This window comes from Flavobacterium nitrogenifigens (genome assembly GCF_003254565.1).
GTDB lineage: Bacteria > Bacteroidota > Bacteroidia > Flavobacteriales > Flavobacteriaceae > Flavobacterium > Flavobacterium nitrogenifigens.
Genome location: NZ_QJRI01000181.1, coordinates 330946 through 353687 on the forward strand (window position 1 = coordinate 330946; position 22742 = coordinate 353687).

At 33.0% G+C, this 22742-nt stretch carries 25 protein-coding genes; 20 read left to right on the plus strand and 5 right to left on the minus strand.

What is annotated here, in order from left to right:
- Positions 1-233 precede the first annotated feature (233 nt).
- The 7 genes from DM397_RS21405 to DM397_RS21435 all read left to right on the plus strand — a co-directional run bounded on the left by DM397_RS21405 (position 234) and on the right by DM397_RS21435 (position 5605).
- Positions 234-1316, plus strand: a complete 1083-nt coding sequence (locus tag DM397_RS21405; RefSeq protein WP_111379580.1) for a diphosphomevalonate/mevalonate 3,5-bisphosphate decarboxylase family protein — start codon at positions 234-236, stop codon at positions 1314-1316.
- A gap of 36 nt (positions 1317-1352) precedes the next feature.
- Entirely contained in the window at positions 1353-1565 is a 213-nt protein-coding gene (locus tag DM397_RS21410; protein ID WP_239457891.1) for a hypothetical protein, read from the plus strand.
- Positions 1565-1870 (plus strand): type II toxin-antitoxin system RelE/ParE family toxin, encoded by a 306-nt coding sequence (locus tag DM397_RS21415; RefSeq protein ID WP_111379583.1) that lies wholly within the window; start codon positions 1565-1567, stop codon positions 1868-1870. Before DM397_RS21410 ends, DM397_RS21415 begins: the two co-directional genes overlap by 1 nt.
- A 3-nt stretch (positions 1871-1873) precedes the next feature.
- Positions 1874-2812, plus strand: a complete 939-nt coding sequence (locus DM397_RS21420; protein ID WP_111379584.1) for a mevalonate kinase family protein — start codon at positions 1874-1876, stop codon at positions 2810-2812.
- A 74-nt stretch (positions 2813-2886) separates the two neighbouring features.
- Positions 2887-3477, plus strand: a complete 591-nt coding sequence (locus DM397_RS21425) for a DUF502 domain-containing protein (RefSeq protein WP_111379586.1) — start codon at positions 2887-2889, stop codon at positions 3475-3477.
- 62 nt (positions 3478-3539) lie between these two features.
- The gene (locus DM397_RS21430; RefSeq protein WP_111379587.1) at positions 3540-4496 is read left to right on the plus strand and encodes a geranylgeranylglycerol-phosphate geranylgeranyltransferase; all 957 of its coding nucleotides are present in this window, start codon (positions 3540-3542) and stop codon (positions 4494-4496) included.
- 200 nt (positions 4497-4696) lie between these two features.
- Positions 4697-5605 carry a pseudouridine synthase gene (locus tag DM397_RS21435; protein ID WP_111379589.1) on the plus strand — a complete coding sequence of 303 codons (909 nt, stop codon included), beginning with the start codon at positions 4697-4699 and terminating at the stop codon, positions 5603-5605.
- Between the two features lie 63 nt (positions 5606-5668).
- On the opposite strand, the gene DM397_RS21440 is transcribed toward DM397_RS21435, so the two are convergent.
- A complete protein-coding gene (locus DM397_RS21440) occupies positions 5669-6271 on the minus strand; it encodes a DUF937 domain-containing protein (protein WP_008466405.1) in 603 nt (200 codons plus the stop codon).
- 284 nt (positions 6272-6555) lie between these two features.
- Positions 6556-7056 carry a DUF456 domain-containing protein gene (locus tag DM397_RS21445; RefSeq protein ID WP_111379648.1) on the minus strand — a complete coding sequence of 167 codons (501 nt, stop codon included), beginning with the start codon at positions 7054-7056 and terminating at the stop codon, positions 6556-6558.
- Between the two features lie 154 nt (positions 7057-7210).
- On the opposite strand from DM397_RS21445, the gene DM397_RS21450 reads away from it, so the two are divergent.
- Positions 7211-7696 (plus strand): hypothetical protein, encoded by a 486-nt coding sequence (locus DM397_RS21450; RefSeq protein WP_111379590.1) that lies wholly within the window; start codon positions 7211-7213, stop codon positions 7694-7696.
- 94 nt (positions 7697-7790) lie between these two features.
- Here DM397_RS21450 and DM397_RS21455 read toward each other — a convergent pair whose 3' ends face one another.
- Positions 7791-8894, minus strand: a complete 1104-nt coding sequence (locus tag DM397_RS21455; RefSeq protein WP_111379591.1) for a glycosyltransferase family 2 protein — start codon at positions 8892-8894, stop codon at positions 7791-7793.
- On the minus strand, positions 8891-9835 hold the full coding sequence (locus DM397_RS21460) for a lysylphosphatidylglycerol synthase transmembrane domain-containing protein (RefSeq protein ID WP_111379593.1): 945 nt from the start codon (positions 9833-9835) through the stop codon (positions 8891-8893). The genes DM397_RS21455 and DM397_RS21460 overlap by 4 nt, the downstream gene beginning before the upstream one ends.
- Before the next feature lie 103 nt (positions 9836-9938).
- Here DM397_RS21460 and DM397_RS21465 point away from each other — a divergent pair, with 103 nt between their 5' ends.
- The 10 genes from DM397_RS21465 to DM397_RS21510 all read left to right on the plus strand — a co-directional run bounded on the left by DM397_RS21465 (position 9939) and on the right by DM397_RS21510 (position 17304).
- On the plus strand, positions 9939-11702 hold the full coding sequence (locus DM397_RS21465; protein ID WP_142479075.1) for a WG repeat-containing protein: 1764 nt from the start codon (positions 9939-9941) through the stop codon (positions 11700-11702).
- A gap of 5 nt (positions 11703-11707) precedes the next feature.
- Positions 11708-12262, plus strand: a complete 555-nt coding sequence (gene ruvC, locus DM397_RS21470; protein ID WP_111379596.1) for a crossover junction endodeoxyribonuclease RuvC — start codon at positions 11708-11710, stop codon at positions 12260-12262.
- A gap of 108 nt (positions 12263-12370) precedes the next feature.
- Positions 12371-12742: a four helix bundle protein gene (locus DM397_RS21475; protein ID WP_111379597.1), complete on the plus strand. Its 372-nt coding sequence runs from the start codon at positions 12371-12373 to the stop codon at positions 12740-12742.
- Between the two features lie 54 nt (positions 12743-12796).
- Positions 12797-13927, plus strand: a complete 1131-nt coding sequence (hemW, locus tag DM397_RS21480; RefSeq protein ID WP_111379599.1) for a radical SAM family heme chaperone HemW — start codon at positions 12797-12799, stop codon at positions 13925-13927.
- Between the two features lie 119 nt (positions 13928-14046).
- A complete protein-coding gene (locus DM397_RS21485; protein WP_111379600.1) occupies positions 14047-14424 on the plus strand; it encodes a GxxExxY protein in 378 nt (125 codons plus the stop codon).
- 54 nt (positions 14425-14478) lie between these two features.
- A complete protein-coding gene (locus DM397_RS21490; protein ID WP_111379602.1) occupies positions 14479-15228 on the plus strand; it encodes a cyclase family protein in 750 nt (249 codons plus the stop codon).
- Positions 15229-15391: 163 nt separating this feature from the next.
- The gene (locus DM397_RS21495; RefSeq protein ID WP_111379649.1) at positions 15392-15793 is read left to right on the plus strand and encodes a GNAT family N-acetyltransferase; all 402 of its coding nucleotides are present in this window, start codon (positions 15392-15394) and stop codon (positions 15791-15793) included.
- Positions 15790-16140 carry a DUF4260 domain-containing protein gene (locus tag DM397_RS21500; RefSeq protein ID WP_111379604.1) on the plus strand — a complete coding sequence of 117 codons (351 nt, stop codon included), beginning with the start codon at positions 15790-15792 and terminating at the stop codon, positions 16138-16140. The genes DM397_RS21495 and DM397_RS21500 overlap by 4 nt, the downstream gene beginning before the upstream one ends.
- A gap of 6 nt (positions 16141-16146) precedes the next feature.
- Entirely contained in the window at positions 16147-16518 is a 372-nt protein-coding gene (locus tag DM397_RS21505; protein WP_111379606.1) for an MmcQ/YjbR family DNA-binding protein, read from the plus strand.
- Positions 16519-16590: 72 nt separating this feature from the next.
- Positions 16591-17304, plus strand: coding sequence for a PH domain-containing protein (locus tag DM397_RS21510; protein WP_111379607.1), 714 nt, complete (start codon positions 16591-16593; stop codon positions 17302-17304).
- A 144-nt stretch (positions 17305-17448) separates the two neighbouring features.
- Here DM397_RS21510 and DM397_RS21515 read toward each other — a convergent pair whose 3' ends face one another.
- Entirely contained in the window at positions 17449-18549 is a 1101-nt protein-coding gene (locus DM397_RS21515) for a DUF4407 domain-containing protein (RefSeq protein WP_111379609.1), read from the minus strand.
- A gap of 236 nt (positions 18550-18785) precedes the next feature.
- On the opposite strand from DM397_RS21515, the gene DM397_RS21520 reads away from it, so the two are divergent.
- Positions 18786-21596 carry a TonB-dependent receptor gene (locus tag DM397_RS21520; RefSeq protein WP_111379610.1) on the plus strand — a complete coding sequence of 937 codons (2811 nt, stop codon included), beginning with the start codon at positions 18786-18788 and terminating at the stop codon, positions 21594-21596.
- Between the two features lie 75 nt (positions 21597-21671).
- Entirely contained in the window at positions 21672-22730 is a 1059-nt protein-coding gene (locus DM397_RS21525) for a phytase (protein WP_111379612.1), read from the plus strand.
- The last annotated feature ends 12 nt before the right edge of the window (positions 22731-22742 follow it).

A 22742-nucleotide genomic window follows, 5' to 3' on the forward strand; every position in this document is an offset into this window, starting at 1 on the left:
AAAATAGTCAAAAGAAAAGTTTAAACCATATAAGTTATATAAGTTCATTTGAAGGATTTAATTCTGTGTCAGGCTGAGCGGAGTCGAAGCCCTTTCCAATTCATAAGCCTTCGACTCCGCTCAGGATGATAATCATGTCAAAGTTCATTTTTAGTAAACCGTGCTTATAATTTCTTATATAACTTACATGGTGAAAAAATGAAAAAGTTATCTTTGCCAAAATTTTATAATTCATGTTAACAGCAGCTGATTTTATACCAAATCCATATACTTCAACAATCGAAAACGGAAACTTTGAATGGAGCGCTCCAAGCAACATTGCGTTAGTGAAATACTGGGGAAAAAAAGACAACCAGATTCCAGCAAATCCTTCTGTAAGTTTTACTTTGAATAATTGTAAAACGATTACGAAATTGGCTTTTGAAAGAAGAGCAAACCAAAATGCTTTTTCTTTTGATTTACTTTTTGAAGGAAAGCCAAAAGAAGATTTCAAACCAAAGATTCAGAAGTTTTTAGAAAGAGTTGAGGTTTATTTGCCGTTTTTGAAAGACTATCATTTTACAATTGATACTCAGAATACATTTCCGCACAGTTCGGGAATTGCTTCTTCAGCTTCTGGAATGGCAGCTTTGGCAATGAATTTTATGAGTTTAGAAAAACAACTGAATCCTGAAATGACTGACGAATATTTTTATCAGAAAGCTTCATTTTTGGCTCGTTTAGGTTCTGGAAGTGCTTGCCGAAGCGTAAAAGGAAATGTTGTCGTTTGGGGAAATCAGGAAAATATTGAGGGAAGTACGGATTTATTTGGAGTAGAATTTCCGTATACGATTCATGAAAATTTCAAGAATTATCAAGACACTATTTTATTGGTTGATAAAGGCGAAAAACAAGTTTCTAGCACCGTTGGACACGATTTAATGCACAATCATCCTTATGCTGAAAGACGTTTTACACAAGCACACGAAAATCTAGATAAATTAATTGCCATTTTTGAAAGTGGAAACTTAGACGAATTCATCAAAGTTGTAGAAAGTGAAGCATTAACGCTACACGCCATGATGATGACATCGTTGCCATATTTCATTTTAATGAAGCCAAATACGCTGCAAATCATAAATGCAATCTGGAAATTTAGAAATGAAACTCAGATTCCTGTGTGTTTTACGCTTGATGCTGGAGCAAATGTGCATGCACTTTATCCCGAAAACGTTACAGAAAAAGTACTTCAATTTATTCAAGACGAATTAGTTGTATTTTGTCAGAATAGTCAATACATTTGCGACAAAATTGGACACGGTGCGATTGCATTATAATTTTGCGTATCTTTAGTTAAATTTTTGGTTATGGACATGCAATTAGAAAAATTAGAACTGATAAAGCTTTTAGCTGAAACAGAAAATCCTAACATCATAAAATCTATTCGAAAAATTTTCAAAAAAGAACAGAAAGATTGGTGGGATGATTTGACCGACGAGCAAAAGGCGGAAATTGAAGAAGGAGAAAGACAAATTGAACGTGGTGAATTTGTTGAGTATGAAGAAATGATGAAAAAATTTCGTTAATGAAAAGAACAATAGTTTTTTCACAAAATGCCGAAAAAAAATTATCTGAATTATTTGAATATTTAGAAAACCGATGGTCTGAAAGAATAAAAAATAAATTTATATCAAATCTCGACAAAGTAATTTATCTAATACAAATTGATCCTGAAATTTTCCCTAAATCGGAATTAAATAAAAATTATAGAAAATGTGTCTTGTCAAAACAAACAACAATTTATTATAAATTCAACACAAAAAGAATTGAAATAATTGCATTTTTCGACACCAGACAAAACCCAAATAAAATAAAGAAAGACATTAAATAAATCATGAAAGGACCACTATTTTACTCAAAAATATTACTCTTTGGAGAATACGGAATTATCCGTGACTCTAAAGGACTTTCTATCCCTTATAACTTTTACAATGGCGCTTTAAAAAAATCTGAAGAGCCTACAGAAGAAGCGATTTCATCAAACAGAAGTTTAAGAAGTTTTGCTTCTTACCTTGAAGTATTGCATACACAGCAGCCAGAATTGGTTACTTTCGATTTAGAAACACTTCAGAACGATGTTGAAACTGGAATGTATTTCGATTCTAGTATTCCGCAAGGGTATGGTGTTGGAAGCAGCGGTGCACTTGTTGCTGCTATTTACGATAAATATGCGACCAACAAAATCACTGTTCTGGAGAATCTGACTCGTGAAAAATTATTACACTTAAAAAATATATTTTCTCAAATGGAAAGCTTTTTCCACGGAAAAAGTTCTGGTTTAGACCCTTTAAACAGCTATTTGAGTATTCCAATCCTGATTAATTCAAAAGATAACATTGAAGCAACTGGAATTCCGACTCAAAGTTTTGACGGAAAAGGTGCTGTGTTTTTGTTAGACTCAGGAATTGTTGGAGAAACAGCTCCAATGGTTAGCATTTTTATGGAAAACTTAAAAGATAAAGGTTTCCGTGCAATGCTTAAAAATCAGTTTGTGAAATATACAGATGCTTGCGTAGAGAACTTTTTACATGGAGACATGAAGTCTTTGTTTACCAATACTAAAAAGCTTTCTAAAGTTGTCTTAAACCATTTTAAGCCAATGATTCCAGAACAGTTTCACGGAATTTGGCAACACGGAATTGACACAAACGATTATTACTTAAAACTTTGTGGTTCTGGCGGTGGCGGTTACATTCTAGGTTTTACCGAAGATTTAGAAAGAGCTAAAGCATCCTTGAAAGACTATAAATTAGAAGTAGTTTACCAGTTCTAAAGTTAAACCTCTTAAAATACTGCTATTTATTGAATACCATTTCCTAAACATCTAATCCTAAAAAATTATTGCCTATGAAAAGTATTTTAAAGATTCTCAAAGCAACTTTTTTAGGAGGAATTCTATTTTTAGTACCGTTAGTTGTACTATTAATTGTTTTGGAAAAAGGATATGGACTTGTGCAAAAAACCACACTGCCACTTGTAAGCACTTTGCCAAAAGTAAGCGTTTTAGGACTTGCAATTCAGGAGCTTGTTGGAATATTTATTATAATCCTAATTTGTTTTATTGCTGGATTATTGGCAAAAACTACAGCCGCTGAAAAGTTAGTTCAGAAATTAGAAGATGGAATTTTAAGTTTTGTTCCTGGCTATTCATTTATGAAAAGCATGAATGAAAATATATTAGGTTTAGAATCTAAAGACGATTTAAAAGTAATTTTAGTTCCTACTGATGCTGGTTTGCAATTTGCTTTTTTAATAGAGCAAGTCAGTGATGAAAAATTTACAGTTTTTATACCCGATGCTCCAAATCCGTGGAGTGGATCGGTGGTTTTTGTGGACAAAAAAGATATTACAGAAATCGATATTACACAAAAGCAAGCTTTGGCCTGTATTCGAAAATTAGGTTACGGGTCTCAAGAATTGTTAAAAAACAAACTCTAGTTTTTAAAATCAAAAAATATACTTTAACTTCCCTAAATCAAATCAATACCACCCTATCATCTATGTTAAGCAGACAGCAAAAACTTTTAGTAATGAAAATTGTTAGTCTGTTCTCTGTAGTTCGAGGTTACAATATTCCGATCATTGTTTTAGCCCAATACTTGTCGGCTATTTTTATTTTGGCTCCAGAAATTAGAGCGCTAGATATCTTACTTGATTTTCATTTATTTTTAATTGTATTCGCATCGGCTATTACGATCGCGTCAGGATATATCATCAATAATTTTTACGACAGTCAGAAGGATTTGATTAATCGTCCAAATAAATCGATGCTGGATCGTTTGGTAAGTCAGAAGACCAAATTGAACGTTTATTTCAGTTTGAATTTTCTTGCTGTTCTAATGGCTTTTATAGTTTCATGGAGAGCTTTTTTGTTCTTTTCTGCTTACATTTTCATGATTTGGTTTTATTCTCATAAAATTAAAAAGTATCCGATTGTTGGGAATTTAATGTCTGCATTGCTTGCTGTGACGCCGTTTTTTGCCATTTTACTTTATTTCTATAATAAGATTTCGTTTGAAGAAATTGAGAATCACATGAGCCATTTTGTGGTAATTTCGGCACATGCGGTTTTTTTGTTTCTTCTTTTATTGATTCGCGAAATGATAAAAGATTTAGAAAACCTCAAAGGCGATTTGGTAAGTGATTATAGAACGATTCCCGTCTTATACGGAGAAAAAATTTCTAAGCAAATTATAACGCTTTTGACTTTGTTAACCATTTTACCTGTATATGTTTTGGTTAACATTTATGATGTGGGTTATATGGACATTTATTTTTATGTCTGTTTTGGAATCCTACTTTTTTTCTTGATCTATTTATGGAAATCTGACTCTAAAGAGCAGTACTTAAGACTTCATAATGTTCTTAAATTCTTGATTGTATCAGGCGTTTGCTGTATTGTTCTTATTAATCCGAGCGTCTTATGGCATGGTCGCGAATTGATTTCTAATTATTAAGTTTTTATTCCACAGAGATTCACAAAGAATTTCACGAAGATTCGCAAAGTCTTTTTGTGTAACTCGTGAAATAATCCATTTAAAAAAAAGCCAATTGTATTGCTCCTGAACATCTTAAAATAAAACGCTATTAATCTAAGAACATTGAACTTAAGATTTATTAGCAGGAAAAAACTATCTTTGCACAAATTAATGATTCTATGAACAACAAGGAAGGCAACAATAAAAGAGGCGGATCGAGACCAAACAGCTCACGACCAAACTCTAACAAGCCAAAACCTCCTATGGCTAAGCGCGCGCAAGGGCCTAAAAAAGTAAAACCTGAAGTTAAAGCTGCTCAGGAAGCTGCTGCTGAAAAATTTAGAAAACAAAATCAGCCGGCTAAGAGACAAAAGGCTTCAGATGAAATTCGTCTTAACAAATACATCTCTAATTCTGGCGTTTGTTCTCGTCGTGACGCCGACATTTACATTCAGTCTGGAAACGTAAAAGTTAACGGTACTGTAGTGACAGAAATGGGTTATTTGGTAAAACTAAATGATGTTGTAAACTTTGACGGTGTTACATTAACTCCCGAAAAGAAAGAATATATTTTATTGAACAAACCTAAAAACTTTACAACTGCCTTTGATGAAGGTCAGGAATATCGTAACGTTCTAGAACTTGTTCGTGGTGCTACAAATGCAAAAATTGCTGCTGTAGGAAGAATGGACAAGAATACAACCGGTTTGCTATTGTTTACAAATGACACTGATATGATTCGTAAATTTACATTGCCGAATCAGAAATCGTCTAAGATTTATCAGGTATCTTTAGATAAAAACTTGAAGTTTGAAGATTTAGAAAAAATCAGCAAAGGTCTTGTTCTTGACGGACACCGCGTTTTTGTTGAAGAAGTAAGCTATATTGATAACGAACCAAAAAGCGAAGTTGGTCTTAAATTGCGTACTGCTAACGTAAAAGTGGTGCGTTCTATTTTTGAATCTTTCGAATATAATGTTTTAAGAATTGACCGTGTTTCGTTTGCTGGATTGACCAAAAAGAATCTTCCTCGCGGAAACTGGCGCTTTTTGACCGATCAAGAAATTATCAATTTGAAAAACACATAAGCATTTTTCAAATTTAAGTCATAACTAAATCCTGTTTTCTTTTGAAAATGGGATTTTTTATTTTTAAAAACTAAAGAAATTATGTCCGAAAAGGGTAAAAATAGATCTTCCGATAGATTGGTTTTTATCTTCTACTGTTTCGTAATTTGAAAAACCTAGGATGATTTTGATTCCGGGCGGAATGCTGTTTAAAATATCTCTTTTTTGATCTTCTAAAAGGAGTTTTAAACTTTCTATTAATTGAAGATTATATCTTAAATAAGACATTACAAGTAATGCTGAAAAGTTAAGTATTTCTCTGGCTGTTTCGCTTTTAATGCCAACTTCGTTAGAAACCATTTCTGAAATTCTGCCTTTTTTGTTAGAGAACAATTCTTTTAGCAAAACATTGCCTTCTAAACGGTAACAGTCATCGACTGATAAAATTCTGCCTGCATTAAAATCTACTTCTTGGTAAAAAGTGGAATCTTCTTGGATTAGTGAAACAATTTCGGAGTAAAAATCAGATTCTTCGGCTTTGTTGTAGAGTCCCATCAAAATTGTGCCGATCGAGACGTCTATTCCCTTGATTAAAAGTGCATCATTTTCAAAATAAAACTTGTTTAACTTGGAGACAACATTAGAAGAAATAAAGCGTCTAAGTTCAATTTGTAGGTTTGGGGTCATACTCATAACTTAAAAAATGATTATTTATACTTGTTTAAAATAACCGATAAAGTGAGGCTTTTTATCGATTATCGTGATAAAAATATAAAATATTTTAACATTTCCAAAAATTAAGTTAAAAATTTAGGTGGTCGATTTTCAAGCATTTAGCCTTAAAAAATAGGAAAATGAGGAAATATAAAGCTTAGCGTAACTTATAAGATACAAAACTTATTTTTAAAATTTTAAGAGTTTCTCTAAAAAAATCAAAAATATAAGAAAAAGCTTAAGGTCAAAATTACCATTTAGAAAATAAGCTGTCTATTTTGCCAGAGGATAGTCAGAAAAATCCCGAGATAAATTACTGAGAAAAAGAAGTTCACAAAACTCGAAGCCAAGAATCCGAGAACAGAACCCGTGGCTGCTTTTAATGCACGTTTATGATTTTGAGAATCGTATAATAACTCGCCTACGAGCGCTCCGACAAACGGTCCAATGATAATTCCAAACGGAATAGGCACCAGAATCCCAACAATCAAACCAATATTGGTTCCCCAGACTCCATATGAACTTCCTCCAAACTTTTTGGTTCCCTTAGATGGAATCACATAATCCAAAATTGTAATCGTGACCATCAAAACAAAAGTGATTCCTAAAATCCAATAGTTGTTCTCTACTGCCTTGGTAAGGTACAGCAATAAAAGCCCTACCCAGCAGCTTGATAATCCAGGCAAAACAGGAAGAAAACTCCCAAAAACACCAACAATTACACATATAAAACCCAACAAAACTAAAAGTAAATCCAAATTCATTTTTATCAATTTATTTTTACAAATTACTACTTTATTTTTTTCTTCACAAACCTTAAAATATGTATCTTTAAAGTATTGAAGATTCACAAACATCGGCAAGCTTCGCAAAAAAAATCGTATTTTTGTTCATTCATTCAATTTTAAAACTTTGAGGCAGTTTTTCCCTTTTTTTATATGTATTCTTTTTAATTCTTGTCAATATTTTGAGAAGCAGGTTCCGTCTGAAAAAGAGTTACTTCAAAAAGAGCTAAAATCAATTAATTGGAAAGAAGTTGACGAATATCCTTCTGTTCCTAATTGCGATAAAATTGCCGATAAAAAACTGCGCCAGCAATGCTTTTTTGAGGTCATGTCAAGTCTTATACAAGAAAAACTAAACGTTGATACTCTGTCTATATTATATCCAGAATTGGATACTATTGAGGTGAAAGTAACTGTTTTCCCAAATTCAACCATGAAGTTTGAACCTCAGTTTCCAAAAGACTCTGTGGCTTACGACACCATAAAGATTGACAGTATCCTACATGCCCGTCTAGTTGATTTCCCGAAAGTAAATCCCGCAATAAAACGTGGAATTCCAGTAAAAACACAATTTATCCTGCCTGTTATTCTAAAAGCAAAAGACGATAAATAATTTACACCATATAAGTAATGTAAGTTCATTTAAAATTGGGATGTGTTTACCGCTTCGCTTAACTTAAATTTCTTATATAACTTAAATGGTTAATTTATTTTACAAAGTGTCGGTCTTTCCATTCATAGGAACCAAACAAACTGTAGAATGCTACTGCAGAACTAAAAAATGGATAAAACAAACTGCTCAATAAAAGACTTTTAACTCGTGTTTCTGTCAAAAATTGATTGGTTACAGAAAGCAAACCAAAATCGATTATAAATTTTAAAAAGGCAAATAAAACTAGAATCGGATAACTTAGAACTCCAAAAAGAAATAAGAAAAAGCAAATAACCAAAGTTAGATTCCCGAAGAAAACAATAAGTCCTAAAAACTTTCCAAAAGCGCTTTTGTACGAACTTGTTTTTGCAGCCCAGCGCACTCTTTGATGAAATAATGCTTTCCAATTTTCAGCTGGTTTTGTAACTACAATTGCTTCTTGAGCTTTTAAATAATGAACTTCGTCAGGGAATTTTTCAGTTGCTTTCTGAAGTAAAAACACATCGTCTCCGCTGGCAATTTTGTCGTTTCCTTCAAAGCCGTTTAAGCTTTCAAACAATGATTTCGTGTATGCAAAATTGGCTCCGTTGCACATAAATCCTTTATTCAAACCAAAACTTCCAATGGTTGCACCTTGCAAACTCGTTAAATCCAATTGCTGAAAATGATCTAAAAATGAGTTTTCACATTGATACGTTACAGCACCCGCTAGCATAGAAACTTTATTCTGTTGAATGTAATTGTCAAAAGTCAAAAGCCAGTTTTCAGGAACAATACAATCAGCATCGGTTGTAATAACCCAATCGGTTTTTACATGCTGCATTGCCGTTGTAATGGCGTCCTTTTTGGGAGAACTGGAAGTTCTAATATTATCAATTATTGAAACTTGAAACCTGAAACTTGAAACCTGAAACTTTTCAATTGAAGCATCATCAACCAAAATCACTTTAAATAAATCTGCTGGGTAATTTGAGTTTGAAAAACTCTCTAAAAGTATAGGCAGATTTTCTTCTTCATTCCGAAACGGAACTATAATGGTAAAACTGGTCTTCGGTTCTAAATCTGTTTTCTGATGTTTTTTCACTTTGAAAAAGCCATAAATCAGCAGAGAAATGCTAACAATATAAATGGCTAATATTGCGAACAATCCGAAAATCATTCTGCTGTTTTGGTTTTAAAATTCAGTACAAAATAACTTCCTAAAACAACTGGTAAAACAACATTCAAAAACCACATTAAAGTGCTGATGAAAATTACAATCCATTCGTTGACACCCAAAATCCCCAAGAAATATATTGCTACACTTCCTTTTACAGCAAAGTCTAAAAACTGAAATGTCGGTAAAGACGAAGCCAAAAAGTAAACCGATGTTATCGCCGCCATTAAAGTCAAATAAGGCAAGTCGACATCAAAACCTAAAAACAAAAAGTAATATTGATGCGAGAAAACCAAATAACGGCAAATTCCTAAAAAGATATTTTTCTGATGAATCGATTTCGGAATTTCATTGATTTTATGAATCAGTTTTTCGATTGAATATCCTTTTACTTTTATCTTTTTAATGGAGAATAATAGAATTAAAATCAGTGCAAATCCACCAAAAAGAATCAGAACCGTTTTGGTTGTAATTACATTGAATTCAGCATTAAAATACAGTAGTCCGAAAATCCCAAAAATGATAGTCAAAATCATCTGGATTCCGTTGCAGATTAAGTTTAAGAAAACAACTCTTTTAGCTTCAGATTTTGGGTAATACAAAGCTTTCCCCGCATACTCTCCCACTCCATTTGGCGTAAAAATTCCAGCTGTCAAAGCCGCTAAAACCTGTTTTGTAGCTTCATAAACCGAGATTTTATGAATAACCTGTGCTAAATTTTGCCATTTCAAAATCTCGAAATAACGATTCAAAATACTCAAAAGCAAGATAAACGAAATTCCCAAAACTGATTGGTTTTTCTTGAACAGAACAATAAACTTCTGCCAATCTAATTTGTCGTTGTTTGCGAGCTGATTATAAATAAAATAAAATGCACCGCCAACAATTAAAAGTTTGGCCAGAAGAACTAGGAATTGCTTAGCTTTGTGAGGAATTGAAATCATGCCGCAAAAGTAAATCAATTTGATAATGTGGCAATGAAAATGTGCCAATTAGAAAATGAGTCAATTTTCTAACTTGAAACTTTAAACTTGAAACAACAATCTATTGACACAAGAACGCATCATATTAGGCTTTCTCTTATTGCTAATAACGTCATGCAGTAAGATTGAGAACAATTCTACGAAATTGTACGAACGAATTATGGGGCAAAATTCGTGGGGATATAATGATGGTAAAGGGAACGTTGTTATTCCCCTAGGAAAATATAAATTTCTAAATCCAATTGATGAAAAAGGGATGATTTATGCCAACAAAGGAACTAAATACGGTTATATTGATATTCACGAAAATATACTTGTTCCTTTTGAATATGATGATTTAACTGTTTTTTCACAGGAATTGTCTTGTGCAAAAAAGAACGGAAAATTTGGTTTTATTAATCGAAAAGGAAAAATTGTAATTCCGATTCAATTTGAAAATGAAACTTTTTTCCGTAAAAATGGCTTGGCTTTAGTGAAGAAAAATGATCTTTATGGTTTTATTGATAAAAAAGGGAAGGAAATAATTCCACTTTTATATCAAAACGCAAATCAAGTTATTCTTGACAGTTTAGTCACTGTGAAGAAACAAGGAAAATGGGCTTTTTTTGATTCTTTCGGAAAACAAAAAACAGATTTTATTTATGATGAAATTGCTGCAACAAGTTTCAATTATAAAGATACGTTCTGGAAAAATGGTTTGATTTTAGTTCGAAAAAATAGACAAATTGGTTATTTGGATAAAAATTTAAAAGAGGTAGTTGCGTTTGGAAAATATGAAACTGGTGACAGATTCAATTCAAATAGAATAGCAATCGTTTCAAAAAATCAAAAATATGGCATCATTGATGAATTTGGAAAAGAAGTTGTAAAAACTGAATACGACACAATAGAACATCCCGAAGAATCTTATCGTGAATCTGAAATTTTTCTTGCAAAAAAGGGTAATTATTTGATTTTACTTGATAAGAATGGAAAGAAAATTTATGACAAGATAAAAGACTTTTCATTTGATCATGCATCATTAGGAAATAAGACTCAAAAAATTTATCATATTCAGGACTTAAATGGAAAATATGGCGCAATTAATACCAAAGGAGAATTAGTAATTCCTGTTATGTACGATGAATTTCGAGATTTCAGAAGCAATAACAATGCAATCGTAAAACATAAGGGTAAATTTGGCCTTGTTGATTTGAACAACAAAATCACTTATCCTATTGACAACGAAGAAATCGAGCAAAATAGTCGGGATTTAGCTTTTTATATCATAAAGAAAAATGGTAAGGTTGGAATTATTAATAAAGAATTAAAAACAATGATAAATTTTGATTATCAAGATTTACAACCCTGTTTTTATGACCAGATTAATAAATTTATTGCCAAGCAGAATGGTTTATATGGTGTTATAGACAGATTGGGTGGAATTATTATTCCTTTTCAGTATACCGAAATGTCAAATTGGGTAGAATATGGTCCCGGCTCGAACTTTCATTTCGTAACAAAAGATAAAAAACAAGGTTTAATTACTAAAGAAGGAAAAACCGTTATCCCAGTAATCTATGACAGTCTTTTTTATGATAGTGATAAAATAATTATTCTATCTAAAAATGGTAAATACGGTGTTGTTACGATTCAAAACAAACAGATAATTCCTTTTGCATATGAAAAAATTTATTTGGAGCCGAGTCTCTTTTCAAAGAAAAAAGAAACTGAATTTTACGTCTTGAAGAATGGAAAATATTCGATAATAAATGATAAAAATGAAGTAATTAAATCGGATCTTCCCAAAAATGAAGTAGAAAATAAATTCTCTTATTATTACAATTAAAAAAATTGACACAAGAACGCATCATATTAGGTATTGACCCCGGAACCACAATTATGGGTTTTGGATTGATTAAAGTAATCAATAAAAAAATGGAATTTCTGCAATTGAACGAATTGCAGCTTTCCAAATATGACAATCATTACCAAAAACTAAGAATCATTTTCGAGCGAACGATCGAATTAATCGAAACGCATTGTCCAGACGAAATCGCTATTGAAGCTCCTTTCTTTGGTAAAAATGTACAATCGATGTTGAAATTAGGACGCGCGCAAGGTGTTGCAATGGCAGCAGGACTTTCGCGAGGAATTCCAATTACAGAATACGAGCCTAAAAAGATAAAAATGGCGATTACCGGAAACGGAAATGCCAGCAAAGAACAAGTTGCTAAAATGCTTCAACAGCTTTTGGGTTTAAAAGAATTACCAAAAAATCTCGATTCCACAGACGGTTTGGCAGCTGCAGTTTGCCATCACTTTAATTCTGGGAAAGTTGTCGCAGGAAAAAGTTATTCGGGCTGGGAAGCTTTTGTGAAACAAAACGAGGATCGAGTTAAGAAGTAGTGTTCAGTGTTCAGTTTTTAGTGATCAGTTAATTCAGATCTTGCCAAAAAACAATCTTGTTTTAAGATAATTTTCTTACAAATATTTCGTTGTGATTAAAAAAATATAATGAGATTTCAAGATTTATTAGCTTACAAAAAATCTTTTTCTTTAGCAATGAAGATATTTAATATTACAAAACAGTTTCCTAAAGAAGAAACTTATTCATTAACCGATCAAATTAGACGCTCATCCAGAAGTGTTACTGTAACTATTGCAGAAGCTTATAGAAAACGTATCTATCCAAAACATTTTTACAGCAAATTAACCGATTCTGATGGTGAAAATTCTGAAACACAAACTTGGCTGGAATTTGCTTTTGCTTGTAAATATATTTCAAATGAAACTTATGATGAACTTTTATCCGAAAGTATTGAAATAGGTAAATTATTAAACTATATGCTTTTAAACCCAGAGAAGTTTGGAGTCAGAAAAGAGTGATCAGTGATCACTAAAATCTGAACACTAATATTCTGAACACTGAACACTAAAAAAATGAGCGGCATCTACATTCACATACCATTCTGCAAGCAAGCTTGCCATTATTGCGACTTTCATTTTTCTACTTCGATGAAAAAGAAAGACGATATGGTTTTGGCTTTGGCTAAAGAAATCGCTATACGCAAAAACGAATTTGCGAATGAGATTGTAGAAACCATTTATTTTGGCGGCGGAACCCCTTCGGTTTTATCGAATGACGAAATCAACTTTTTAATTTCAGAAGTTTATAAAAACTATAAGGTTGTCGAAAATCCTGAAATTACGCTTGAAGCCAATCCAGATGATTTATCTGCTGAACGAATTTTAGAATTATCCCAAAGTCCAATAAATCGTCTGAGCATCGGAATTCAGTCTTTTTATGAAGACGATTTAAAAATGATGAATCGCGCTCATAATTCGGCGGAAGCCAAAAAATGTTTGGAAGAAGCAACAAAATATTTTGATAATATTTCATTGGATTTGATTTACGGAATTCCAGGAATGAGTGACGAAATGTGGAAACAGAATATTCAAACGGCTTTAGATTTTGGTATTCCGCATATTTCGAGTTATGCTTTGACGGTTGAACCGAAAACAGCTTTAAGCAAATTAATTCAAACAGGAAAAATTGCTGAACCGCAAGATGAAGTAGCATCCAATCATTTTATGATTTTGGTTGAAATGCTTCAGAAAAACGGTTTTATACATTACGAATTATCCAATTTTGGAAAAGAGAATTATTTCTCTAAAAACAATTCGGCGTATTGGCTGGGGAAAAAATATATCGGAATCGGGCCTTCGGCACATAGTTATGATGGCGAAAAAAGAGGCTGGAATATTGCAAATAATTCTCTGTATTTGAAAGCAATTCAAAACGACGAACTTCCTATTGAAACAGAAGTCTTAACCATTTCAGATCGTTATAATGAATATATTATGACCGGATTACGAACGATTTGGGGCGTTTCTTTAGAAAGAATTGAAAAGGAATTTGGGTCAGAATATTTGAAATATTTATTGGAACAATCTCAAAAATTCTTAAACGACGATTTACTTTCGATCGAAAACAACATTTTAAAACCAACTCCAAAAGGAAAATTTTTAACGGATGGAATTGCTTCAGATTTATTTTATCTGGCTCCTTAAGTTTAACCGCAAGGTTCGCTAAGGGTTACGCAAAGAACGCGATTTGTTGTTTTTTTTGTAAGAATAAAATTATAATTTAAATTTCAAACATTATATTTGACCTTTTAAATATTGATTTTATGTCAGAAAATGATTTATCTCGAATTGTATTTCATTCGGCTTTGAAGGTTCATCAAACTTTAGGACCTAGACTTTTAGAAAGTGCTTATGAAGAATGTCTATTTTATGAGTTGAAAAAATTTAACTTGACAGTTGAAAAACAAAAGGCTTTACCATTAATTTACGAAGAAGTAAAATTAGATGTTGGTTATAGATTAGATATTTTAGTGGAAAATAAACTAATTTTGGAAATAAAGTCTGTAGATTGTCTAAATGAAGTTCATTTTGCTCAACTATTGACTTACTTAAAATTAACAAATTGCAAACTAGGGTTATTAATAAATTTTAATGTTGCATTACTAAAACATGGAGTTAAAAGAATAGCAAACAATCTTTAATAAAATCCTTGCGAACTTTACGTAAATCTTAGCGCCCCTTGCGGTTAAATCAACATGATAGCAAAAATCAACAACTTCGAAATCGACTTATCTAAACCAATCGATATCTCTATTCCATTAACTAATACTGACGAAAACCCAATTGCGTGGTACATCGAAAAACCCGTTATTGAACCAGTAGTTTTTGGCGACTGGATAGGTAAAGTTTCGGAAGGAAAATCATCTACTAATTTCAATAATATTTTCTTCAATCCGCATGGGCATGGAACGCATACGGAATGTCTCGGGCATATTACCAATGATTTTTATAGCATTAATCAATCTTTGAAACAGTTTTTCTTTTTTGCCAAACTGATTACAGTTGAACCTGAAAGAATTGGAGATGATTTTGTGATTACGCAAGAACAAGTTTCAGCTTTAGTAAATAATAAAATTGAAGCCTTAATAATTCGCACACTTCCAAATCAAAAAGAAAAGAAATCAAGAAAATATTCCAATACCAATCCGCCGTATTTGTCTGAAGAGGCTGCGATTTTCATCCGCGAAAGCGAAATTCAACATTTACTAATTGATCTTCCAAGTGTTGATAAAGAACATGATGAAGGAAAATTATTGGCTCATAAAGCATTTTGGAACGTAAAAGACACTGTAAATCTAAATTCTGACGCAAGATTAAATGCGACAATTACAGAAATGATTTATGTTTCAGACGAAATTGAAGATGGGGATTATATCCTAAATCTTCAAATTGCTTCCTTTGAAAATGATGCAAGTCCATCAAAACCTATTTTATACAAGATTTAAAAAAAACAACCACAAATTTCGCAAATTTTCGCAAATTATTTTTTGCCACAAATTAAAGGATTAAAATGATTTAATCTGTGAAAATCAATTAATCTGTAGTAAAATCTTAAAAAGAAATTTGTGAGAATTTGTGTAATTTGTGGCTAAAAAAAAACAAAAAATAATGGTAGCCATATCTACAGATAAAACTAAACTCGATGTTCCGTTTATACAGAACTTTTTAAAAGACATATATTGGGCGGCGGGGCGAACTATTGAAGAAGTACAACGCACAATTGATGCTTCTGTTTGTTTTGGAATTTATTTAGATGGCAAGCAAATTGGTTTCGCGCGCGTCATTACCGATTATGTTGTTTTTGCTTATTTAATGGATGTTTTTATTGATGAAGAACATCGCGGAAAAGGCTATTCATCGATTTTAATTGATGCCATGATGAATGAACCTCAATTGCAAGAAGTAAAAATCTGGCGTCTGGCTACAACCGATGCTCACTTTTTATATGAGAAATTCGGATTTACAAAACTGAATCATCCCGAAAAGATGATGGAAAAAATAGTAAAATGAAAACAGTCCTAAAACTAGAAGAAGCGACTTTATTTATTCTCGGAATATTTCTTTTTAACCGTTTAAGCTATGAATGGTGGTGGTTTCTGGTTTTAATTCTGGCTCCAGATTTATCGATGATTGGTTATGCTTTTGGGAATAAAATTGGTGCTTTTGCTTATAATATCTTTCACCATAAAGGAATTGCACTTTTAATTTATGCGGTCGGACTTTATTTAAGTATTGAAATTGTGCAGTTAGCGGGAATTATTTTATTTTCACATTCGGCAATGGATCGCATTTTCGGTTATGGTCTTAAATATGAAAAAGGTTTTAAATACACACATTTAGGTGAAATTGGTAAATAAGCAGTTATGAATTTAGAAACGTTTTACGAATATTGTCTGTCGAAAAAAGGTGTCAGCGAACATTTTCCTTTTGATGAAGATACTTTGGTTTTTAAAGTGGGCGGAAAAATGTTTGCTTTGTCTTCTCTTTCTCAATGGGAGAAAAACGAACAGTCTGTCAATTTAAAATGTGATCCAGACCGCGCACAGGAGCTTAGAGCCGAATATGACGAAATTCAACCCGGTTATCATATGAGCAAAGTACACTGGAATACGATCGCTTTAAACGGAAATCTTCCAGACAAATTCGTCAAAGAATTGATAGACCATTCGTATGAATTGGTTTTCAAAAGTTTGACAAAGAAAATTCAGAACGAAATTATCGAATTAAAAAATTAGGCATTACATTTGCAGGGTAAGATCAAAACTTAAAAACCCGAATCAGTTTGCAAATTAGCATTTTATAGCATCATGAAAGAACAATTTAAAAAATTTCTAAACGAAGAACAAGATCCAAAAGCGATTGAAAAAATCACTTCGAAACTCTCAGATTTATTGATGAAAGGCGAAGAAGTTGGATACATCGCAGTGCAAAAAAAACCTGCAATCACTGTTTTTCCTGATAGTATCGTATTAACAAATAAACGTATCATTATCTGCAAGCCTAAAAATCTAGGTCTTTCTATGGATTTTACAGATTACACTTGGGATGATATTGCAAGTACTTTTGTAAAAGAAAACATTTTGGGTTCTGAATTTTCATTTGGAACAAAAACAGATTTAGCTGTTTCTATTGATTATATTCCGAAAATTCAGGCTAGAAAAATTTATACTTACGCTAAAGAACAATTGGATTTATTAAAAAATCCTGTTCAGACTGCAACACCAGTTCAAGAAACTGCTGAACCTGTTTTTGAAGAAGAAGCAGAGGAAGAAATTGAAGAAGTGGAAACTGAAGAAGTAACAAGCTTTGCTGAAATTTTACCAGCTGCTCCTGCTGTTACAGAAACTTACGAACCGCTTCCAACTCAGCCAGCTCAACCAACAGGAGAACGCAAATTAAGCGATTTATCTAAAGAAGAACTGTTCGATAAATTACAGAACTACAAAAAACTTCTTGATAATGGTTTAATCATGCAGGGAGAATATGATGCTTATAAAAAAGAGATTTTAAGTTACATGTAAAATTAGTCTTAAAGTCAAAAGTCGAAAGTCTTAAAGTTTTCTTCACTTTATAAATAAAAAAGCCAGAAATAGAAATTCTATTTCTGGCTTTCTTTTTTAAGTCTCTACATCGACTTTATGACTTTAGACTTTTCAACTTTCGACTTATAAAGTCGCTTTCTGTTTTTCTACAAATTTATGCGATTGCAGTTCTAGTAACTCTTTTGCATTTTTTCGTTGCAGGTCAAATAAACCTTTATCTTCTGCAATGTCAGCGTAGACTTTATCATGCATTTCGGCACTTGTTTTCACTAATAAATCACGTTGGTATTTGTTTTGAGCCAAAGTCGCTTTCATTGCCGTTTCGGCTTCTTCTTGCTTGAAATCGAATTCTCCTTTTGGCGCTAATAATTTGGCAATAATTGGTGATGTTTCGATGGCTAAAAACAAAAGCATAATGAAAAATGACGGCAGCCAAGGCAGTTTGTTTAAGGCATTTATACGCGCCATTAATCCGTCAAAACCTTCAATGATTGGCTGTGTTTGCGAAACTTTTTTGTCCAAATCAGCTTGAAGCTGTACGCCTGCTTTTTCTTTTTCGGCAATTTTAGCTTCGTTGGTCTTTTTAAGCGTTTCGAATTCTTTTAGAGCAGCATCGTGTTTTTCGCGTTTCTCTTTATAAACTGGCCCTTTTCCTAGCTTTTTAGTTCCCGCAGTTCCTTCGGCTTCTGTAATATAAACCGAATACAAATCGTTTACTTCTTTCTCTTTCTTTACAATATCAGCTTTTAATGCTGCAATCTCAGCTTTATTTTTATCTAAATCTGTTTTGAAATACGTTCCAATTTGTTTCTTGTTGGCCAATTCCATTTCGTTTTTCTCTTTCAGCAAAACGGTATTGATTTCTTTTTCGAAGATTTTAATTTCCAAAGGTTTCGAAATTACAATAGCAATAATAATGGCCAAAGCAATACGCGGAGTTGCTTGAAGAAATTCGTCTAAGAAACGATCTCTTTTCTTAATGGTAGAAACGATGAATCGGTCTAAATTGAAGATTAGTAAACTCCAAACAAATCCAAAAATTAAAGCAGGATAAATAGAATCGAAAACGGTAAAAAGCGCATAAGCGCTGGCCAAGAAAGCCATAACTGCTGTAAAGAATACCGTAGCGCCAATACCAACATATTTGGTTTGTTCGCCTTCTGAGCAGTCTTTCAAGAGATCACGGTCGGCTCCTGAACATAGGATGAAAAATTGTTTTAACATGATTGATGATTTTTGATTGTGATTGATACGGCAAATTTAACGCCAAATTTTCAAATACAGTCAAAATATCAATTTCTTTTTAGTTGTGAATCAAACGTTTGAATTTTAAATGTTAGTTAAACATTATTAACTATAAGCAATAACTGACGAATCATAACACTATGTTAATTTTTTTTCAAGGCTTTAGTAATACGCAGGTCTTAGTTTCGCAACCGAAATCAAACTAAACACACACAATGAAAAAATTTTATCTATTAACCGCATTCTTTTTATTCGCCTTTACAGGTTTTGCTCAGAAAGCCATTATCTCTGGAAAGATATTAGATACTGATGACAAACTGCCTCTTCCTGGAGCTATGGTTCAAATTGTTGGCGAGAAAAAATACACCGTTTCTGATTATAACGGTCGTTTCGAATTATTAAATATTAATGAAGGAACTTACAAAGTTGAAGTAAAGTATATTGGATATACTACTTTAACACAAGAAATAAAAGTGGAACAGGGAAAAAACAACGTAATTGATTTTTCTCTTAAAGCTTCTGAAAATGAGCTGAAAGAAGTTGTCGTTGGAGATATCTTAAAAGGTCAAGCCAAAGCACTGAACCAGCAGAAAAACAATAAAAATATCGGAAACGTAATTTCTTCTGATCAAATGGGACGTTTTCCAGATGCTAACGTGGGAGACGCTTTAAAACGTGTTCCAGGTATCACAATGCAAAATGACCAAGGTGAAGCGCGTAACATTATTATTAGAGGTTTGGCTCCATCTTTGAACTCTGTAACTTTAAATGGTGATAGAATTCCATCTGCTGAAGGAGATAACAGAAACGTACAAATGGACTTAATTCCGTCTGATATGATTTCGACAATCGAAGTAAACAAAACGCTTACTTCTGACATGGATGCTGATGCAATAGGAGGTTCTGTAAACTTAATTACAAGAGCAACTCCAAATGGAGAAAGAATTTCAGCAACATTGGCTGGAGGATATTTGCCAATTCGTGATCACGCTTCTTATACCGCTGGTTTTGTTTACGGTAATCGTTTTATTGACAACAAATTAGGAGTTGTAGTAAGCGGATCTTATAACAATGTTGATTACGGTTCTGATAATATCGAAAACGAATGGGTAAAAGACGATTTTGGAAATGAGTATTTACAAGCATCTGAAATTAGAAAATATGATGTACAGCGTATTCGTCGTAGTGCATCTGTTGCTTTAGATTACAAATTCAATGACAACAATACCATTTTTGCAAACGCTATCTACAACTGGAGAGATGACAGAGAAAACCGTTTCAGAACTACTTACGATGACATCGAACCGCTTTATAATGGTGAAGAAATTGTTGGTTTTGAAGGGCGAGTGAAACGTCAAACAAAAGGTGGTTTAGACAACAATAGAAACAAAAACAGAAGATTAGAAGACCAAAGAGTTCAGAATTATTCTATTCGCGGAGAGCATTTAATCAACTCTACTTTAGATTTAGACTGGTCTGCTAATTATGCAAAAGCAAGAGAATACCGTCCAGGTGAGCGTTATATCGAATACCGCCAGAAAGGTCTAGAAATGTTTGAAGATTTATCAGACATTAGATTTCCTCTAATAACAACAGTTGGTGAATCTGTTGACGAATTTAAATTTGACTCTGTTACTGAAAACACAGACGAAACAAGCGAAAGCGAATTTGGTGCAAAAGTAAATATCCGTTTCCCATTTTCTGTTATTGCTGGAGAAAAAGGAAGATTGAGGACAGGTCTTAGACTTCGCTTAAAAGAAAAAGAAAGAAACAATATGTTCTATTCTTATGAGCCAATTAATGATGATATGGAATTATTATCGCAAGTTCCAACAAGCTATTTTGACGGAAAAGATTTTAATCCAGGAAGTAAATACGTACCGGGAACTTTTGCTTCTGCAGCTTTCTTAGGAAGTTTAGATTTGAACAATCCTGCTTTATTTGATAAAGAAGCAGATCCAGCAGAATATTTAGCGGTAAACTATAACGCCAAAGAAAGAATTACTGCTGCTTATGTAAGATGGGATCAGGATTTTAACGATAAACTTTCTATGGTTTTAGGTTTCCGTTTAGAAAACACTCATATTGACTATACAGGAAACCGTGTATTAGACGAGGAAGAATTAGAAAGCAAAATCAACAACACCAACTCTTACACTAATTTACTGCCAAGTATTTCGTTACAATACAATGCAACAAAAGATCTAGTTTTAAGAGCTGCCGTTACAACAGCTTTGGCAAGGCCAAACTATTATGCTTTGGCTCCTTATGTAAATAACATTGCTGCAGACAAAGAAATTACGGCTGGAAATCCAGATCTTAAAGCTACTTATTCATACAACTATGACTTCATGGCAGAGAACTATTTCAAATCTGTTGGTTTAATTTCTGGAGGTGTTTTCTACAAAAGATTAAACGATTTCATTTACAACTACAGTGACAACCAATATACTGATACGAAATTTGCTGCAGATTTCCCTAATCAGGCAAACCCAATTCCAGCGGGAGAAAACTGGTCATTTTTACAATCAAGAAACGGAGAAAATGTAGATGTTTATGGGTTTGAAGTTGCTTTCCAACGTCAATTAGATTTCTTACCTGGTAAATTCTTGAAAGGATTTGGTATCTATTTAAACTATACGTACACGAAATCTAAAGCAAGCGGAATTGCTGATGAAGATGGAAACGAAAGAAATGACATCAGCCTTCCAGGAACAACGCCTCACATGTTTAACGGATCTTTATCTTGGGAAAACAAGCGTTTCTCTGCAAGAATCTCAACCAACTTTACTTCTGATTATTTAGATGAATTAGGTTCAGAGTCTTACAAAGATAGTTATTACGACAAGCAGTTTTTCTTAGATGCCAATGCTTCTTATAAAATCACAAAACAATTACGTGTTTTTGCTGAAGCAAATAACCTAACAAACCAGCCGTTACGTTACTACCAAGGAGTTGCTGCACATACAAAACAAGCTGAATATTATCAGCCACGTTACAACTTAGGACTAAAGTTAGACTTATAATCCTGAAAAAATTAAAATTCTTAAATTAGACAGAGTTGAGCGCTCTGTCTAATTGCATTAAAATATACAATACAAATGAAAAATAAATTTTTAGTTGCTTTTTTGCTTTTAAGCTTAGCCTTTACAGCTTGTAAAGATGATAAATTAGCGCCAATTCAGCCAAACGCTGTAAAACCAACAGCAGTTACAGAGGCTTTACCTCACGATACAGACGATCCTTCAATTTGGATTAATCCAACTGATGCTTCAAAAAGCATTATTATCGGGACAGATAAAGACACCGATGGTGGTTTATATGCTTTTGATTTAAATGGAAAAATCCTTAAAAAATCAATTCCGTTAAAACGTCCAAACAATGTTGATATCGCTTACGGATTGATTATTGACGGAAAAAAAGTAGATGTTGCCGTAACAACTGAACGCGAAGAAAATAAAATCAGAATCTTTAGTTTACCCGATTTAGAACCAATTGATAACGGCGGAATTCCTGTTTTTGAAGGAGAATCTCAACGTGATCCAATGGGAGTTGCTTTATACACTCGTAAAACTGACGGAAAGATTTTTGCTATTGTGGGAAGAAAAACTGGGCCATCTGGAAGTTATTTATGGCAATATGAACTTTCTGGAAACGGAAAATTCGCTGCTGCAAAAGTGGTTCGCAAATTCGGAACGTACAGCGGAAAAAAAGAAATCGAAGCTATTGCTGTCGATAACGAATTAGGTTTTGTGTACTATTGCGATGAGCAGGCTGGAATAAGAAAATACAAAGCAGATCCGGCTTTAAACGATAATAAAGAATTGGCTTTCTTTGGTCAGAAAGATTTCAAAGCAGATCATGAAGGAATTGCGATTTACAAAAAAACAGATTCTACAGGATATATTTTGGTATCAAACCAACAAGCAAATTCTTTTATGGTTTACCCAAGAGAAGGTGCAAACGGAAATCCGAACAATCATCCTCTATTAGCAGAAGTTCCAACTTCGACAATTGAATGTGACGGTGCAGATGTTACGAGCATAAACTTAGGTCCAAAATACAAAAACGGGCTTTTTGTAGCAATGAGTAACGGAATGACTTTCCATTACTACGCTTGGGATTTAATCCAGAAACGTATTGACGAAGCAAAAAAATAAAGTTTCAAGGTT